This is a genomic window from Streptomyces sp. NPDC001068, assembly GCF_042897315.1.
Lineage (GTDB): Bacteria > Actinomycetota > Actinomycetes > Streptomycetales > Streptomycetaceae > Streptomyces.
Genome location: NZ_JBIAYD010000001.1, coordinates 524032 through 540977, shown reverse-complemented (window position 1 = coordinate 540977; position 16946 = coordinate 524032). Strand labels below are relative to the sequence as shown.

The window sequence follows — 16946 nt, the reverse complement described above, 5'->3', positions numbered from 1 at the left end:
CCGTGCACGTCGTCGCCACCGCGGGACACGTCGACCACGGCAAGTCCGCGCTGCTGCGCGCCCTGACCGGCATGGAGCCCGACCGCTGGGCGGAGGAACGGCGCCGGGGCATGACCCTGGACCTGGGATTCGTGTGGACACGGCTGTCCGGCGCGGGTGACGTCGCCTTCGTGGACGTACCGGGACACGAACGGCTCGTGGGCAACATGCTGGCCGGCGTCGGCCCGGTCCCCGCCGTCCTGTTCGTCGTCGCCGCCGACCAGGGCTGGCAACCGCAGTCCGAGGAGCACCTGTCCGTCCTCGACGCGCTCGGGGTACGGCACGGGGTCCTCGCCGTCACCCGCTGCGACCTGGCCGGGCCGGACGCGGCCCGCGCCGAGGCGCTCGCCCGGATCGCCCGCTCGTCCCTGGGCGACGTGCCGGCCGTCGCCGTCAGCGCGACGACGGGCGAGGGTCTCGACGCGCTGCGCGCCGCGCTGGTCCGGACGGCCGGTGACCTGCCCGCCCCGGACCTCGCCGCGGACGTACGGCTGTGGGTGGACCGGGCGTTCACGGTGCGCGGCCACGGCACGGTCGTCACCGGCACCCTCGGCGCGGGGACCGTGCGCGTCGGCGACCGGCTCGAACTCGCCCGCGACGGGCGGACGTTGCGGGTACGCGGGCTGGAGTGCCTCAAGGAGCCGTGCCGGGAGGCCGCGGCGGTCGCGCGCGTGGCGGTCAACGTGACGGGGCCCGGCGGCGGGGACCTGCGCCGCGGGGACGCGCTGCTCACCCCGGACCGCTGGCTGACCACCGACGTCGTGGACGTACGGCTGCGCGGCGACGCGGCCCGCGATCTGCCGCGCGAACTCACCCTGCACGCGGGCTCCGCGGCGGTCCCGGTGACGGTCCGGCCGCTCGGTGCGGACACCGCGCGCCTGCGGCTGGCCGCGCCGCTGCCGCTGCGGGTCGGCGACGGCGCCCTGCTCCGCGACCCCGGACCGCACCGCGTGCCCGCGGGGATCACCGTGCTCGACGTCCGGCCGCCGCCGCTGGCCCGGCGCGGTGCCGCCGCGGCCCGGGCCCGGGAGCTGGCGGCGATGCCGGTACCCGCCGACGGGGCCGGGGAACTGCGCCGCCGCGGCCTGGTCCGCGGCCCGGAGCTGCTCGCCATGGGGGTGCAGCCGCCCGCGGGGCCGGTCGCCGGGGAATGGCTGGCGGACCCGGACCACTGGGCGGCGCTGCGCGAGCGCCTGGCCGAGGCGGTCGAGGAGCACGCGGCCCGCCACCCCCTCGAACCCGGCATGCCCCTGGAGACGGCCCGCCGGGTGCTCGGACTGCCGGAGCGCGGACTCGTCGACGCGCTCCGGGCGCAGTCGCCCGGCCTGCGGTACCGCGACGGCCGGCTCTACGGCAGCCACGGCGGACCCACGCTGCCGCCCGCGATCCAGACGGCGGTGGAGGCCGTACGCGCGGACCTCGCCCGTGCCCCGTTCCGGGCTCCCGACGCCGGGCGGCTGGACGAACTCGGCCTCACCCCGAAGCTGCTGGCGGCCGCCGAGGCGGCGGGGGTCCTGCTGCGGGTCGGCGAGGGAATCGTGCTGCTTCCGGACGCGGACGTACGGGCCGCGGCCGTCCTGGCCCGCCTGGAGCAGCCGTTCACCACCAGCCAGGCACGCCGGGCGCTGGACACCACCCGCCGGGTCGCCGTCCCGCTGCTGGAGCACCTGGACCGGCGCGGGCACACCGTACGGGTGGACGCCACGCTGCGCCGCTGCCCCGCCACGGGCCTGGACGGCCGGTGACGCGGACGGCGGACGCTGAACGGCGGAGACGGACAGGAATCGAACCTGCCTGCCCGAGCTGCTCGGACACCTCGGTTTTGAAGACCGGGAGGGCCACCAGGCACCCTTACGCCTCCCCGTCGGGCCATCGAACCCCCGCGTTCCAGGACAAGTCAACGCGCCACACGGCGCTCCCCTTCACCAGCGAGGACTGATGCAGCCATGACGGGCGCACGAACCGACGTCCACGAACCACCCCGGCAGGGCACCGTGCGGCTCACGCAGTACGCCCATGGCGGCGGCTGCGCCTGCAAGATCCCCCCCGGCGAACTGGAGGAGATCGTCGCCGGGCTGACGGCCCCGAGGACGCCCGGCGTCGCCGCGGGCGACCTGCTGGTGGGCCTCGAGGCCGGTGACGACGCGGCGGTCGTCCGGCTGCCCGGCGGAGCCGGCGCGAGGGCCGCCGTCGCCACGGCGGACTTCTTCACTCCCGTGGTCGACGACCCCTACGACTGGGGCCGGATCGCCGCCGCCAACGCGCTCTCCGACGTGTACGCCATGGGCGGCACCCCGCTCGTGGCGGTCAACCTCCTGTGCTGGCCGCGCGAGGTGCTGCCGCTGGATCTGGCACGGGAGGTGCTGCGCGGCGGGACGGACGTCGCGTCGGCGGCGGGCTGCGCCGTGGCGGGCGGCCACAGCGTGGACGACCCGGAACCGAAGTACGGCATGGCGGTGACCGGCACCGTCGATCCGGACCGTCTCCTGCGCAACGACGCGGGACGGCCGGGGACGCCGCTGTCCCTGACCAAACCGCTGGGCCTGGGGGTCCTCAACAACCTGCACAAGACGACCGGCGAGGTCGTCCCGCAGGCCGTCGAGACGATGGTGGCGCTCAACCGCGACGCGGCGCTCGCCGCGCTGGCGGCGGGGGCGGTCTGTGCCACCGACGTCACCGGCTTCGGGCTGCTGGGCCACCTCTACAAGCTCGCCCGTGCGTCGGACGTCACCGCCGTCGTCGACTCCGCCGCGGTGCCGTTCCTGGACGGTGCCCGGGAGGCCGCCCGCGCCGGACACATCAGCGGCGGTACCCGTCGCAACCTCGAGTGGGTCACCCCGCACACCGACTTCGGCGACACCGACGACCTCACCCGGCTCCTGCTCGCCGACGCCCAGACCTCCGGCGGCCTCCTCGTCGCCGGCGAGATCCCGGGCGCCCCGGTCGTCGGCGAACTGGTCCCGGCCGGACCGCACCGCATGGTCGTCCGCTGACCCCGCCCCCGCCGCCGGCCCACCGGGCGGTGCCCCTCCGCCGGGGTCAGCCCCGGGAGTCCAGGGCCAGGCCCCGGCGGACCGCGCGTTCCACCGGCGAGAAGTTCCCGTCGGGCCGGTCCAGTTCCAGGGGTGCGTTCAGGTACAGCGGCGGCTGGGCCAGGAAGCGCGGACGGGTGCCGTGGTTGGGCTGCGCGGCATGGACCAGGAACGGGTGGCACAGGTAGACGTCTCCCGGCCGGCCGGTGGCGAGGGCCACCGGCCGGTCCGCGGACGCCTCCGCCACCTGCTCGCCGAGCTCCCGCAGCGTGGCACCCCGGACGTCGTAGGGCTCCAGGATCCGGGGCACGTCCAGGTGGGAGCCGACCCGGATCCGGGTCGGGGCGTCCTCCTCGGTCACCTCGCTGAACAGGAACAGCATCAGCAGGGCGCGCTCCTTGGACCACAGGTTGGCGTACCAGTCGTCGGCACCCTCCGGCATGAAGCTGGTGTCGATGTGCCAGCCCGCGTCGTCGGGCTCCTCCCGGTGCGGGAAGCGCAGCGGGAAGGCGCCCAGCGAATAGCGCGGGTCCCACCGCCGCTCGCCGACCAGCAGGTCGAACGCGTCATGCAGTACATGGGAGTTGGGGGCGGCGGCGAAGGGGCCGTCGGACAGACCGCCCACCCAGACCACCGGGTCCTTCCAGGTGCCGGGGTCCTCGGGGTCGTATCCCGTCTCCCGCCACAGCCGGCGGGCGCAGCCCTCGGCGACACGGGGCGGGACGGCCCCCTCGATCCTCACGAAGCCGTCGGTCACGAATCGTTCCACCAGCTCGTCGTCCATGCGGCCATCGTGGCCCCCCGGGCTTGCCGTCCGCACCCCGTTTTTTGCCACGGCGGCAACAGGACTGGCCCTCGGGCGGCGCGTCGGCGCACCCTGGCCGCACCCGGACGAGAGGCTGCCGCCATGGCGCACGATCACCACCACCAGCACACCGACACCCACTCCGGCACCCATGCGCACACCCACGATCACACCGACATCGACTGGGCGGAGATGGCCCCGCACCTGGAGTCGCAGGCGGAGCTGCTCGCCCCGCTCTACGAGAGCGCCCTGGGCTGGCTCGGCACGGAGGTCACCGAGCCGGGGCTGGTCGTCGACGTGGGCAGTGGGCCCGGCGTGGTGTCGTGTCTGTTCGCGGAGGTCTTCCCGGGCGCCCGGGTGCTGGCCGTGGACGGCAGCGAACCGCTCCTGGAGCGGGCCTCGGCTCGCGCGCGGCGGCTCGGGGTGGCCGACCGCTTCGGTGTCCTCGCCGGTGAACTCCCCGGGGTGCTGGACAAGTTGGAGTACCCGGCGGACCTGCTGTGGGCCGGGCACAGCCTGCACCACCTCGGCGACCAGCGGGCCGCGCTCGCCGCCTTGGGGGAGCGGCTGGCCCCGGGCGGCACCCTGGCCGTCCTGGAGGGAGGCCTGCCCAGCCGCTTCCTGCCCCGTGACATCGGCATCGGACGGCCCGGTCTCCAGGCCCGCCTGGACGCGCTGCTGGAGGAGTGGTTCGCCCGGATGCGCGCCGACCTCCCGGGAACCGTCGCCGAGCCCGAGGACTGGCCCGCGCTGCTCGAGTCCGCCGGACTCGTGCGTGCCCGCAGCCGCAGCTTCCTCGTCGACCTGCCCGCCCCGGCGTCCGACAAGGCCCGCGCCTATGTGACCGAGATCCTCTCCCGGCTGCGGGACAGCGTCGGTGAAGGACTGGACGCCGGCGACCGCGCCACCCTGGACCGCCTCCTCGACCCGGCGGACCCGGCGAGCGTGGCCCGCAGGCCCGACGTGTTCGTCCTGGGCGCCCGCACGGTGCACACGGCCGTACGCCCTCGCTAGCGACAATTCCGCTCCGCGCAGCGGAGGTTGACATCGAGAGCGCTCCAAGTGATGGACTCCGGGTCGGCAGTCCACTCACAGGGGGAAACAACATGACCGACTCTCCGGTCGCGCTCATCACCGGCGGTGGCAGCGGCATCGGCGCCGCCGTCGCACGGCAACTGCTCGACGGCGGGCACAAGGTGGCCGTCACCGGCCGGGGCGAGGAACGGCTGCGCGCCTTCGCCCGCGGACTCGGCGACCCGGAAGGCCTGCTGACCCTGGTGGGGGACACCACCGAGTTCGCCGACGTGCAGGCGGCGGTCGACGGCACGCTCAAGGCGTACGGCCGGCTCGACACGGTCGTGGCCAACGCCGGCTTCGCCACCCACGACTCCGTCGCCGACGGCGACCCGGCGGGCTGGGCCGAGATGGTTCTCACCAACGTGCTCGGTCCCGCCCTGCTGATCCGGGCCTCCGTCGACGCGCTGAAGGCGAGCCGGGGCCGGATCGTCCTGGTCGGCAGCGTCGCCGGGTTCGTGAACACGCCGGGCAACCTCTACGGCGCGACCAAGTGGGCGGTCACCGGGCTGGCGGAGAACACCCGCCGCCAGGTCACCGAGTTCGGCGTCGGCGTCACACTGGTCGCGCCGGGCCGGGTGGAGACCCCGTTCTGGGACGGCAACGGCAGCCTGCCGCCCGGTCTGCTGCTGACGGCCGACCAGATCGCCGAGTCCGTGGTGTGGGCGATCCGGCAGCCGGCCGGCGTGGACGTGAACACCCTCGTCGTACGGCCGCTCGGGCAGCCCAACTGACCTGTCCGGAGCCGGCCGGGGGCGGCCCGGCCGGCCCGTACCGGGCAGGTCAGTTGGCGGCGAGGAACTGCTTCGCCAGCTGGTCGCCGAGAGTCACCGCCGCGCTGTGGCTCTCGATGGGGGAGACCTTGGAGTTCTTGAACAGGATGTAGGTGACGCCGGAGTCGGCGCCGCCGGTCTCGGGGTCGGGGTCGATGCCGAGGGCCTTCGCGGTGGCGTAGGACGCCTCTCCGATGATCTGCGTGGGGCCGGTGTCGCCGACCACCGCGTACTCGACCTTGTTGTTGTAGACGACGGCGACCACGCCGCCGCCCTTGATGCCGGCGCTGGAGTAGTTCCATATGCTGCTGGAACTGGGGACGACCACGTAGGGCAGGGTCTCCGCCTTCAGTGGCTTGCCGTCGGACTGGTGGAAGGCCGTGTCGTCCTGGTACCAGGGGTCGCGGTCCTCGTTGCAGTTGGTGGTGCGCTGGCCGTCGCAGTCGATGTCCATGTCGGACTTCCAGAACACCGCGCCGTTCTTGCCGCACACCGGGATCGTGGCGGAGGTCTCGTCGTCGGTCTTGTACCTGCCGCTGGAGATCTGCGAGCAGGAGGTCACCTTGGCGAGCAGGTCGGCCGCGCTGACCGAGCCCTCCTGGGCGGACTTCGGGACGGTGGCGCCGGACGCGTTCGCGGGAAGCACTCCGGCGGCCAGCAGTGCGGCCCCGGAGGCCGCGGCGAGGGTCAGTGTTCGGATGCGCACTGTGGGGGGTCCCCTTCTGTTAGGAAAGTTTCCTGACCGGGTGCCGTACAAGGTGGCCCCGGCTGCATGTCCGCGTCAACCCCTGCGAGTGAACTCGGGGAATTGTCAGCATTGCGACGAAATGCGCCGCAAGGAACACTGGTGGGGCAGGACAATCCGAACATTTATGCAGGAGCCGTGCGGGGGTTGGGCAGTGGCTCCGGTGGCTCCTGGGAGGCGAGGGGCCATGTTCGTACGCGCGGTGTACGTCACCGGCGATCCGGCGCAGACCGAGGCCGCGGTCCGGGCGCTGAACAGCGAAGGACGCTCTCTGCTGGAGGAACGCCCCGAGTACCGGGGTGCGTGCGTCTTCGTCGACCGGGAGCTCGGCAAACTGCTCGCGCTCAGCTGGTGGGGCTCGGAAGGGGCCCGGCGCAACAGCGACCAGGTGATGCGCGAGCGGCGCGGGCCGATGCTGGAGCCGTTCGCGGGCACCGTCGCCGTCGAGAACTACGAGGTGGCCGCCTTCCACGCGGTGCAACCACCCAGGGTGGGCGGCGGGGCGCGGATGACCAGGATGGAGTTCGACCCGGCCGACGCCGACCTGTTCGTCGAGACGTTCCACGCGTCGGCGATACCGCGTCTGGAGGCCCTGCCCGGCTTCGCGCGCTGCGCCCTGTTCCTCGACCGGGACTCGGGCCGCGGCTCGGTCGGGGTGCTCTTCACCGACCGCTCCGCGATGGCGGCCTCCCGCGGCGGCCAGGCGGCCGCCCGGCGTCAGGACGCGGTCAAGGCCCGGGTGACGGTGGTCGCCCTGGAGGAGTTCGAGGTCGTGCACGCGGACGTACACACCGACTGACCCGCACCGCACCGGAGTCGGGGCACGGCACCGGGGGCGCGAACGCGGACGGCCGCCCCGCCGGCTGTGCGGCGGGACGGCCGGTGCGCGACGGGCCGCGGTTCGGCGGTCGTTCAGCCCACGTCGAACGCGGCCGGGTCGGGGCCGATGCGGCGGTCCTCGTTGAGCGCGCTGATCGCGGCGAGGTCCTCGGTGTCCAGGCTGAAGTCGAACACCTCGATGTTCTCCTTGATCCGGGACGGCGTGACCGACTTGGGGATCACCACGTTGCCCAGCTGGATGTGCCAGCGCAGCACGACCTGGGCCGGGGTGCGGTTGTGCTTCTGCGCGATGGCGACGATCGCCGGCACCTCCAGCAGGCCCTTGCCCTGGCCGAGCGGGGACCAGGCCTCGGTGGCGATGCCCTGCTCGGCGTGGAACTCGCGGACCGCGTGCTGCTGCAGGTGCGGGTGCAGTTCGATCTGGTTGACCGCCGGGATGACCGACGTCTCGTCGATCAGGCGTTCCAGGTACTCCGGATGGAAGTTGGAGACGCCGATGGCCCGGACCCGGCCGTCGGCCAGCAGCTTCTCGAACGCCCGGTAGGAGTCGACGTACTTGTCCCGGGCCGGCAGCGGCCAGTGGATGAGGTACAGGTCCAGGTGGTCCAGGCCGAGTTTCGCCAGCGACGCGTCGAAGGCGCGCAGCGTGGCGTCGTACCCCTGGTCGCCGTTCCAGAGCTTGGTGGTGACGAAGATGTCCTCGCGAGGCACACCGGACGCGGCGATCGCCCTGCCGGTGCCCTCCTCGTTGCCGTAGATCGCCGCTGTGTCGATGCTGCGGTACCCGGCCTCCAGTGCCGTGGCGACAGCCCGCTCGGCCTCGTCGTCAGGCACCTGCCACACACCGAAGCCCAGCTGGGGCATCTCGATGCCGTTGTTGAGGATTTTCGGGGGGACCTTGCTGCTCACGCGCTCTCGATCCTTAAGGTTGTCGACAGGTGGTACCCCTATCGTCAACGATCACCGGCCACCACGCATTCCTGAGCCCGGAATCCGCCGGAACCGAGCGGTGCGACCGTCTCTCGGGGCGGAGATTGGCCGGAAACGCATCCGACCTTACCGCTCCGGGCCATTGACCTCGGCCCGTTTCCGTGGAGACCCTGGTTCGCATCGCCGGACGCGTGACTGAACCGGATGCATGGATGTGAACACCCTTGAGGGTTGTCGAGTGAAACCGGGTGAACGGGACACCCCTGTCCGCGCTCTGAGAACCTCAGCCTCAGGAGAGCAGGTGCGTACCCGATGGGTGAGAAGTCCTCCGGAGACCGCCGCCCCGGAACCCGTCGCGGCACAGACATCCGATGAAAAGGTCTGGCGAAGCCTTGGTCGCCAGGTCGTGGAGACGGTCCTGGAAGCGACCGGTCACGGCCTCGGTGCCGCGAGGTCCGGGTGACGAGCCGTCAGGCCCGGTAGAGGGCCTCGACCTCGTCGGCGTACGCGTTCTCGATCGCCTTGCGCTTCAGCTTCAACGACGGGGTCAGCAGTCCGTGTTCCTCGGTGAACGGCTGGGCGAGGATCCGGAAGGTGCGGATCGACTCGGCCTGCGAGACCAGGGTGTTGGCGGCCACCACCGCGCGTCGCACCTCGGTCTCCAGGTCGGCGTCCCGCACCAGCTGGGCCGCGGGCATCGGGGGCTTGCCGCGCATCTGCAGCCAGTGCTCGACGGCCTCGGTGTCCAGGGTGATCAGGGCAGCGATGTAGGGCCGGTCGTTGCCGACCACGATGCACTGGTTGACCAGCGGATGGTCGCGGACCCGCTCCTCCAGGACGCCGGGGGAGACGCTCTTGCCGCCGGAGGTCACCAGGATCTCCTTCTTGCGGCCGGTGATGGTGAGGTAGCCGTCCTCGTCCAGGACGCCCAGGTCGCCGGTGGCCAGCCAGCCGTCGTGCAACGAGCCGTCGGTGGCCTTCTGGTTGTTGAGGTAGCCCTGGAAGACGTTGTCGCCGTGCAGCCACACCTCGCCGTCGTCCGCGATGTGCACGGAGGTGCCGGGGATGGCCTGGCCGACCGTCCCGTACCGGGTGCGCTCGGGCGGGTTGGCGGTGGCCGCCGCCGTCGACTCGGTCAGGCCGTAACCCTCGTAGATCTGCACGCCCGCGCCGGCGAAGAACAGGCCGAGCCTGCGGTCCATGGCCGAGCCGCCGGACATGGCGTTGCGGATCCGGCCGCCCATCGCGGCCCGCACCTTGGCGAAGACCAGCTTGTCGAAGACCTGGTGCTGCACCCGCAGCGACGCCGACGGGCCGGCCCCGGTGCCCCAGGCCTTCGCCTCGACGGCGTCGGCGTACTTCACGGCGATCTCGACGGCCTTCTCGAACGGGCCGCCCTTGCCCTCCTTCTCCGCCTTCCGCCGGGCCGCGTTGAACACCTTCTCGAAGATGTACGGCACGGCCAGGATGAACGTCGGCCGGAACGCGGCGAGGTCGGGCAGCAGCGCGGCCGCGTTCAGCTGCGGCTGGTGGCCGAAGCGCACGCCGTGCCGGATCGCGGCCACCTCGACCATGCGGCCGAAGACGTGCGCGAGCGGCAGGAAGAGCAGGGTGGAGACCTCCTCGCCCTTCCTCGCGCGGAACACCGACTCCCAGCGCCCGACGACCGTGTCCGCCTCGTACATGAAGTTGCCGTGCGAGAGCACGCAGCCCTTCGGGCGGCCGGTGGTGCCCGAGGTGTAGATGATCGTGGCGACCGACTCCGGGGTGACCGCCTGCCGGTGCCGGTGCACGACCTCGTCCTCCAGGTGCGCGCCCGCGTCGTACAGCTCCTGCACCGCGCCGGAGTCCAGCTGCCACAGCTGGCGCAGGTGCGGCAGCCGGTCGATGACGGTGGCGATCGTCATCGCGTGGTCCTCGTGCTCCACGATCGCGGCCGTGCACTCGGCGTCGTAGAGCATCCAGAAGCACTGCTCCGCCGACGACGTGGGGTAGACCGGCACCACCTGGGCGCCGATCGTCCACAGGGCGAAGTCGAACAGGGTCCACTCGTAGCGGGTGCGGGACATGATCGCGACCCGGTCGCCGAACCGGACACCGCGTGCCAGCAGGCCCTTGGCGAGGGCCAGGACCTCGTCACGGAACTCGGCGGAGGTCACGTCGCGCCACTGCCCCCGGTCGTCCTTGCGGCCGAGGGCGATGTGCAGCGGGTCCGTCAGGGCATGCTCGAAGACGCAGTCGGCCAGGCCGCCCACCGGCGGCGCCGACGCCAACGGCGGGTTGGTGAACTCGCGCAAACCCCGCTCCCGCTTCTCGCTCCCCAGTCACTCTCCGCACAGCGCCGTGAAAGCTACCCCACCCGAAGACCGACCGGGAGGGGGTGCGAAATCGAGCATTGCTCTCGTATGCGCCCGTCAGGGGCCGGAAAATGCGCTCACATGGGGAAGGGTCGGACAGAATACCTACGGTCGAGTAAGTTCCGGCTCCGTAATCTCCACCGAATCTGTACGACCCGATTACCGCCCCCAGCCTGTTACCGACCGGTCAGTTCCGCGAGGGTGCCGTGCCCCGCGCAGACCCCGCGGCCGCGGCCGCCTCGGGCGCCCGACCCTCCGCGCGCGGGGTCCGCACCAGCGCCAGGACCAGGGCGCCCGCCACCACCGCGGCACCGCCCAGCACCAGCAGGGCACCGTTCAGTCCCGAGGCGAACGCGGCGCGCAGGGTGTGTCCGGTGAAGGTGTCCCGCAGCGCTCCGGCGCCGCCGCCCGCCAGCGTGTGCGCCGCGCCGTGCGGCAGCGTGCGGGCCATCCGGGAGGTCACCACGGTCCCGGACACCGCGACCCCGAGCGCGTAGCCCAGCTGCCGCACCGTGTTCACCGCGCCGCCCGCCATCCCGGCCCGTTCGGCCGGCACCGCGGCCAGCGCGGCGCCCGCGACCGTCGGTGACACCAACCCGGTGCCGACGCCCACCAGTACGAACCCCGGTATCAGCGCGGTCCACGAGGAGCCGGCGCCGAGCACCGCCTGGCACAGGTCGCCCGCGCCGATCAGCAGCAGGCCGCCGCCGACCGTCAGCCGGGCCGGCGCGCCGTGCAGCAGCCGTCCCACCAGCACCGCGACCAGCATCGCGGCCACCGTCATCGGCAGCAGCGTCAGTCCGCCCCGCACCGGGGTCATCCCGAGCAGGGTCTGCATCCAGATCGACACGTACGGCAGCGCGCCGAACGCCACCCCGCTGAACGCGAAGGCCCCGACCAGCACGCCGGTGAACGCCCGCCCACGCAGCAGCGACAGGTCCAGCAGCGGATGCGCCGCACGCCGTTCCACCAGCACGAACACCAGCAGTCCCAGGGCCGCCGCGGCGAACGCGCCGAGCGCCGCGGACGCCGTCCAGCCGTCCTCCCCGGCCCGGACGACGCCATAGGTCACGCCGCCGGCGAACACCGCGAACGCGGCTGTTCCCGCCCAGTCCACCCGCATCCCGCGCGGACCCCGGGACTCGGGTACGACCCGCAGCGTCAGCCACACCGCGACCACGCTGACCGGCAGGTTCACCAGGAAGATCCACCGCCAGCCGGGCCCCGCCGTCAGCAGTCCGCCGACCACCGGCCCGACCGCCGCGGCCCCGCCGCTCACCGCGCCCCACACGCCGAGCGCCGCCGACCGCTGCCGGCCCTGGTAGACCGAGCCGAGCAGCGGCAGTGTCGTCGCGAACATCGCCGCCGCGCCCACCCCCTGCACGGCCCGCGCCGCCACCAGCGTGCCCGGTCCCGGCGCCAGCCCGCACAGCAGGCTCGCGGCGGCGAACAGCACGACACCCGCGACATGCACCCGGCGCCGGCCGAGGATGTCGGCCGCGGCCCCCGCCCCCAGCAGCAGCGCGGCGAGCGCCAGCGCGTACCCGTCCACCACCCACTGCAGGTCGCTCAGTGACGCGTGCAGCGCCGCCGCCATGTCCGGCAGCGCCACCACCACGATCGTCACGTCGAGCAACAACATGAACGTCCCCAGACACACCGCGGTCAGCGGCCCCCACCTGCGCATCTCGTCACTCCTCGTGGAAAGGCCGGCCCGGTGGCCGGCGTTCGCTCCCTACCATGGGGCCGGACCGGCCGATCGGGGCGGTCAAGTAAGGGTGATCGGCGGAATCCGAGGGGAGAGATGGTGCTGACGCTGGAATCCGACACCTTCGACGAACTGGATCTGCGGCTGCTGAGCGTGCTGGAGGTCGACGGCCGGGCACCCTTCAGCCGGATCGGGGCGGTGCTCGGCGCCTCCGACCAGACGATCGCCCGCCGCTACCGCAGACTGTGCGCCGAGGCCGGGCTGCGGGTGGTCGCGGTCCGGGACGCCGAACGGCTCGGTCAGGACCAGTGGATGCTGCGGCTGCGCTGCGCGCCGGACGGCGCCGCCGTCATCGCCGACGCCCTCGCCAAGCGCCCCGACACCGCCTGGATCGGGCTGGCCTCCGGCGGCACCGAGATCGCCTGCATGACCCGGCCGCGTCACCCCGGCGACCACGACGACCTGTTGCTGGGCAAACTGCCGCGCACCCCCAGCGTGGTGGAGATCCGCGCCCAGCAGCTCCTGCACCGCTTCTACGGCGGGCCCAACGGGTGGATGCGGAAGTTCCGGGCGCTGACGGACGACCAGGTGGCCGCGCTGCGCCCGCAGGTGACCGGGGCCCCGGGGCCGGCCCGGCTGGAACCCGAGGACGGACCGCTGCTGGCCGCGCTGGAACGGGACGGCCGGGCGACCTACCCGGAGCTCCAGCGGGCCACCGGCCGGTCCGAGTCCGCGGTCAAGCGGCGGCTGGGCACGCTGATCGCCTCCGGGGCCGTGTACATCGACATCGAGTACCGCTCCGAGGTCTTCGGCTACGGCACCGCCGCGGTGCTGTGGATCACCACCGCGCCGTCCGCGATGCACTCCGTCGGGGAAGCCCTCGCGGGACACGAGGAGGTGGCGTTCGCGGCGGCCACCGCCGGGCCCTCGCACATCGTGGTCACCGTGGTGGTCCGGGACACGGCGGGCCTCTACGCCTACCTGAGCGGGCCGGTGGGGCGCCTGGCGGGGGTGCAGCACGTGGAGGCCATGCCGTTCCTGCGGCGGGTGAAACAACTGACCTACCCGGCGGTGCGCTGAGCCCACGCCCTAAGGGCGCCTCAGGCGCGCTCCGCTGGCCAGGATGGCCGCCGCCAGGGCGTCCGCGGCCGCCTGTGCCGGTGTGCGCCTCGGGCTGTGCACGACGACGAAGTCGACCCGGTCCAGATCCGGCAGCCCCGCCCGGTCCGGGACCCGGAAGAGGCCCGGCGGGACCAGGCCCTTCGAGTGGGCCATCACTCCCAGGCCCGCGCGGGCCGCCGCGATCAGCCCGTTGAGGCTGCCGCTGGTGCAGACGACGCGCCAGTCCCGGCCCTGGCGCTCCAGGGCCTCCAGGGCCAGGGCGCGGGTGATGCCCGGCGGCGGGTAGACGATCAGCGGTACCGGACGGTCGGGGTCCAGGCGGAGCCGCTCCGCGCCGATCCACACCAGGTCGTCGTGCCAGACCAGCTCGCCCGGCGGATCCCCGGCGCGCCGCTTGGCCAGCACCAGGTCCAGCTTTCCGGCGGCCAGCTGCTCGTGCAGGGTGCCGGAGAGCTCCACCGTCAGCTCCAGGTCGATCTCGGGGTGGTCGTAGCGGAAGCCCTCCAGGATCTCCGGCAGCCGGGTCAGGACGAAGTCCTCCGACGCGCCGAAGCGGAGCCTGCCGCGCACCCGGGTACCCGTGAAGAAGGCCGCGGCCTGCTCGTGCACCTCCAGGATCCGGCGCGCGAAGCCGAGCATCGCCTCACCGTCCTCGGTCAGCTCCACCGAGTGCGTGTCCCGGGAGAACAGCTGACGGCCCGCCGCGTCCTCCAGGCGGCGTACGTGCTGGCTGACGGTGGACTGGCGCAGCCCCAGGCGGCGGGCGGCCTGGGTGAAGCTCAGGGTCTGGGCCACCGCCAGGAAGGTGCGCAGCTGCGAAGGGTCGTACACTCGGACATGTTATCGCGCAGCACGATGGCAGTCAGAGCGGTATGCAGGATTCCCGATCACCTGGTGGAGGAGGACGATGGAGAGGGGCCCGTCGGCCTCCGCCTGACCCCGCGGCCCGAGTGCCGTCCGACCCGATCGACCGACCGCAAGTGGAGCACCGTGAAACGCCTGAGCCGGCCCAGTCGGATGCCGATCGACCCCTACGTCCTGCTGCTGCTCGCGACGGTCTGCCTCGCCGCGCTGCTGCCGGCCCGGGACACCGCCGCCGACGTGGCCTCCGGCGCCTCCACGACCGCGATCGCCTTCCTGTTCTTCCTCTACGGCGCCCGGCTGTCCACCCGCGAGGCCCTCGACGGAGTGCGCCACTGGCGGCTGCACGTCACGGTCCTGGCCTGCACCTTCGTGCTCTTCCCGGTCCTCGGCCTGGCCGCCCGCGGCCTGGTGCCCGTACTGCTCACGCACCCGCTCTACCAGGGGCTCCTCTTCCTCACCCTGGTGCCGTCGACGATCCAGTCGTCGATCGCCTTCACCTCGATCGCGCGGGGCAACGTGCCCGCCGCGATCTGCGCCGGGTCCTTCTCCTCGCTGATCGGCATCGTCCTCACCCCGCTGCTCGCCGCCGCCCTGCTCGGCAACAGCGGGGGCGGCTTCTCCGCCGACTCCATCGTCAAGATCGTCCTGCAGCTGCTGGTGCCCTTCGTCGCCGGACAGCTGCTGCGCCCGTGGCTCGGCGGGTTCATCACCCGGCACAAGAAGGTCCTCGGCCTGGTCGACCGCGGCTCCATCCTGCTGGTCGTCTACACCGCCTTCAGCGAGGGCATGGTCCGGGGCATCTGGCACCAGGTCAGCGCCGTCCGGCTGGCCGCGCTCCTCGCCGTCGAGGCCGTACTGCTCGCCGTGATGCTCCTGGTGACCTGGTACGGCGCCCGGGCGCTCGGCTTCGGCCGCGGGGACCGCATCGCCATCCAGTTCGCCGGGTCGAAGAAGTCCCTCGCCTCCGGCCTGCCGATGGCCAGCGTCCTGTTCGGCGCCCACGCCTCACTGGCGGTGCTGCCGCTGATGCTGTTCCACCAGATGCAGCTCATGGTCTGCGCCGTCATCGCCAAGCGCCGCGCCCACGATCCGGAGGCCCAGGAGGCCCAGCAGGCGGACGAGGCCCGGGAGACGGCCGCCGAGCCCCCGGCCGCCACGGCGCAGTCACGGTCGGCCGTCGGCACCGGTGGCGCGGGCCGCTGAGGCGGGCGCGAACCGCCGAGGGGCCGTCGGTGTATCGCCGGGGCAGGCGCCGTGGGACCGCCGACGGGTGGGCCCGGCACCGGCCGCCGGTCGCCGAACGTGACCGGTTCACGGGCCTGTTGATCCGGAATTCCGGTACGGAGGGCTGATGACGGCTAACGTTCCGTCATGACCGCACCCCTGGCACTCGACCCCTCGCGCACCGCTCTCGTCCTCGTCGATCTGATGGACCGCATCGTCGCGCTGCCCCTGGCGCCCCGCAAGGGCACCGAAGTCCTGCACACCGCCGAGGAACTGGCCCGCGCCTTCCGCGCGGCCGGCGCACCCGTGGTACTGCTCCGGGTGGAACGGCCCGCGCTCGCCGAGCAGCCGCCGGGCAGCGACCTGGTGGCCGGACTCCGCAGAGAAGGGGACGTCGAGATCGTCAAGCGCACCGTCGGCGGCTTCCAGGGCACGGAACTCGACGCCCGGCTGCGCGGGCTCGGCGTCACCTGCCTGGTGTTCGGCGGCATCGCCACCAACCTCGGTGTCGAGTCCACCGCCCGCGCCGCCGCCGACCTCGGCTACGAGCTGGTCTTCGCCGAGGACGCCATGGCCGCCCTCACCGGCGCCGAGCACGACGCGTCCGTCCGGCTGGACTTCCCGCGCCTCGGCACGGTCGTGACCGCCGCCGGGGTGCGCCTCATCCCCGCCTGACCGCGCCCGGCCGCCCCGCCCGACCGCTCAGACCAGCATCCCGCCGCCGTCCACGACCACCACCGACCCGGTGCTGTACCCCCCACGCATCAGGTACAGGTAGGCCTCCGCCACATCCGCCGGCTCGCCCGCCCGCCCCACCGGCAGCGACTCGGCGGACGACCGGTACAGCTCCTCGCGGTCCGCCTCCGGCAGGTCGCGCCACAGTTCGGTGCGCACCACCCCCGGCGAGACCACGTTGACCCGCAGCGGCGCCAGCTCCACGGCCAGCGCCCGGGTCAGCGACTCCATCGCCCCGCACAGCGCCGACGCGACGCTCGAACCGGGCAGCGGCCGGTGCCCCGCCGTTCCCGTGGTCAGCACCACCGAACCGCCCGGGCGGATCGACCCCGCGCCGTACTTCACCGCCAGGTAGGCGCCCCACAGCCGGGTGTCCAGGAAACGCCGGGCCGCCATGACGTCCGTCCCGGCCACGGACTCCAGCAGCAGCGAGCCGCCGGCCGTGTACACCAGATGGTCGTAGCCGCCGATCCCGTCGAAGAAGCCGCGCACGGCGTCTTCGTCCGACGCGTCGAGGACCCGTCCCTCGGCGCCCTCGGGCAGCACCCGCAACGCCGCCTCCACGCTCTCCGGCCGCCGCGAGGCGACGACCACCTCGGCGCCCTCCCGGGCCGCGCCCCCGGCGACCGCGAGCCCGATGCCCGCCGTACCCCCGATGACGACGACACGCTGTCCGCGCAGATCCATGACTGACCCCT

14 protein-coding genes, 1 tRNA gene and 1 pseudogene are annotated in these 16946 nt (G+C 73.2%); 8 read left to right on the top strand and 8 right to left on the bottom strand.

Annotated elements, in window-relative coordinates:
* The first annotated feature begins 2 nt into the window (after nt 1-2).
* Nucleotides 3-1784 (top strand): SelB C-terminal domain-containing protein, encoded by a 1782-nt coding sequence (locus ACFY3I_RS02365; protein WP_390858963.1) that lies wholly within the window; start codon nt 3-5, stop codon nt 1782-1784.
* Between the two features lie 23 nt (nt 1785-1807).
* Here the strand turns inward: ACFY3I_RS02365 and ACFY3I_RS02360 are convergent.
* A tRNA-Sec gene (locus ACFY3I_RS02360) sits at nt 1808-1900 on the bottom strand.
* Nucleotides 1901-1985: 85 nt separating this feature from the next.
* Here ACFY3I_RS02360 and selD point away from each other — a divergent pair.
* Nucleotides 1986-3020, top strand: a pseudogene (gene selD / locus ACFY3I_RS02355) (selenide, water dikinase SelD); the annotation flags it as partial.
* Nucleotides 3021-3078: 58 nt separating this feature from the next.
* On the opposite strand, the gene ACFY3I_RS02350 reads toward selD, so the two are convergent.
* Entirely contained in the window at nt 3079-3855 is a 777-nt protein-coding gene (locus ACFY3I_RS02350) for a phytanoyl-CoA dioxygenase family protein (protein WP_390858962.1), read from the bottom strand.
* A gap of 123 nt (nt 3856-3978) precedes the next feature.
* Here ACFY3I_RS02350 and ACFY3I_RS02345 point away from each other — a divergent pair, with 123 nt between their 5' ends.
* Both ACFY3I_RS02345 and ACFY3I_RS02340 read left to right on the top strand, forming a co-directional pair.
* Nucleotides 3979-4890 (top strand): class I SAM-dependent methyltransferase, encoded by a 912-nt coding sequence (locus ACFY3I_RS02345; RefSeq protein WP_390858961.1) that lies wholly within the window; start codon nt 3979-3981, stop codon nt 4888-4890.
* Between the two features lie 92 nt (nt 4891-4982).
* Complete coding sequence (locus ACFY3I_RS02340; RefSeq protein WP_390858960.1) at nt 4983-5684, top strand: SDR family oxidoreductase; 702 nt, start codon at nt 4983-4985, stop codon at nt 5682-5684.
* A 49-nt stretch (nt 5685-5733) separates the two neighbouring features.
* Here ACFY3I_RS02340 and ACFY3I_RS02335 read toward each other — a convergent pair whose 3' ends face one another.
* Nucleotides 5734-6429, bottom strand: coding sequence for a glycoside hydrolase family 75 protein (locus tag ACFY3I_RS02335; RefSeq protein WP_390858959.1), 696 nt, complete (start codon nt 6427-6429; stop codon nt 5734-5736).
* Nucleotides 6430-6655: 226 nt separating this feature from the next.
* Between ACFY3I_RS02335 and ACFY3I_RS02330 the strand changes: the two genes are divergently transcribed.
* On the top strand, nt 6656-7267 hold the full coding sequence (locus tag ACFY3I_RS02330; RefSeq protein WP_390858958.1) for a hypothetical protein: 612 nt from the start codon (nt 6656-6658) through the stop codon (nt 7265-7267).
* A gap of 113 nt (nt 7268-7380) precedes the next feature.
* Here ACFY3I_RS02330 and ACFY3I_RS02325 read toward each other — a convergent pair whose 3' ends face one another.
* The 3 genes from ACFY3I_RS02325 to ACFY3I_RS02315 form a co-directional block, all read right to left on the bottom strand.
* Nucleotides 7381-8217, bottom strand: coding sequence for an aldo/keto reductase (locus ACFY3I_RS02325; RefSeq protein ID WP_390858957.1), 837 nt, complete (start codon nt 8215-8217; stop codon nt 7381-7383).
* A gap of 491 nt (nt 8218-8708) precedes the next feature.
* A complete protein-coding gene (locus ACFY3I_RS02320) occupies nt 8709-10535 on the bottom strand; it encodes an AMP-dependent synthetase/ligase (RefSeq protein WP_390858956.1) in 1827 nt (608 codons plus the stop codon).
* 247 nt (nt 10536-10782) lie between these two features.
* Nucleotides 10783-12282 (bottom strand): MFS transporter, encoded by a 1500-nt coding sequence (locus tag ACFY3I_RS02315; protein WP_390858955.1) that lies wholly within the window; start codon nt 12280-12282, stop codon nt 10783-10785.
* Nucleotides 12283-12399: 117 nt separating this feature from the next.
* On the opposite strand from ACFY3I_RS02315, the gene ACFY3I_RS02310 reads away from it, so the two are divergent.
* Nucleotides 12400-13383 carry an Lrp/AsnC family transcriptional regulator gene (locus ACFY3I_RS02310; RefSeq protein ID WP_390858954.1) on the top strand — a complete coding sequence of 328 codons (984 nt, stop codon included), beginning with the start codon at nt 12400-12402 and terminating at the stop codon, nt 13381-13383.
* Nucleotides 13384-13392: 9 nt separating this feature from the next.
* Here ACFY3I_RS02310 and ACFY3I_RS02305 read toward each other — a convergent pair whose 3' ends face one another.
* A complete protein-coding gene (locus ACFY3I_RS02305) occupies nt 13393-14256 on the bottom strand; it encodes a LysR substrate-binding domain-containing protein (RefSeq protein ID WP_390858953.1) in 864 nt (287 codons plus the stop codon).
* 159 nt (nt 14257-14415) lie between these two features.
* Between ACFY3I_RS02305 and ACFY3I_RS02300 the strand changes: the two genes are divergently transcribed.
* Both ACFY3I_RS02300 and ACFY3I_RS02295 read left to right on the top strand, forming a co-directional pair.
* Nucleotides 14416-15492, top strand: a complete 1077-nt coding sequence (locus tag ACFY3I_RS02300; RefSeq protein ID WP_390858952.1) for a bile acid:sodium symporter family protein — start codon at nt 14416-14418, stop codon at nt 15490-15492.
* A 168-nt stretch (nt 15493-15660) separates the two neighbouring features.
* The gene (locus tag ACFY3I_RS02295; protein ID WP_390858951.1) at nt 15661-16188 is read left to right on the top strand and encodes an isochorismatase family protein; all 528 of its coding nucleotides are present in this window, start codon (nt 15661-15663) and stop codon (nt 16186-16188) included.
* 27 nt (nt 16189-16215) lie between these two features.
* Here the strand turns inward: ACFY3I_RS02295 and ACFY3I_RS02290 are convergent, their stop codons facing one another.
* On the bottom strand, nt 16216-16935 hold the full coding sequence (locus tag ACFY3I_RS02290; protein ID WP_390858950.1) for an SDR family oxidoreductase: 720 nt from the start codon (nt 16933-16935) through the stop codon (nt 16216-16218).
* Nucleotides 16936-16946 lie beyond the last annotated feature (11 nt).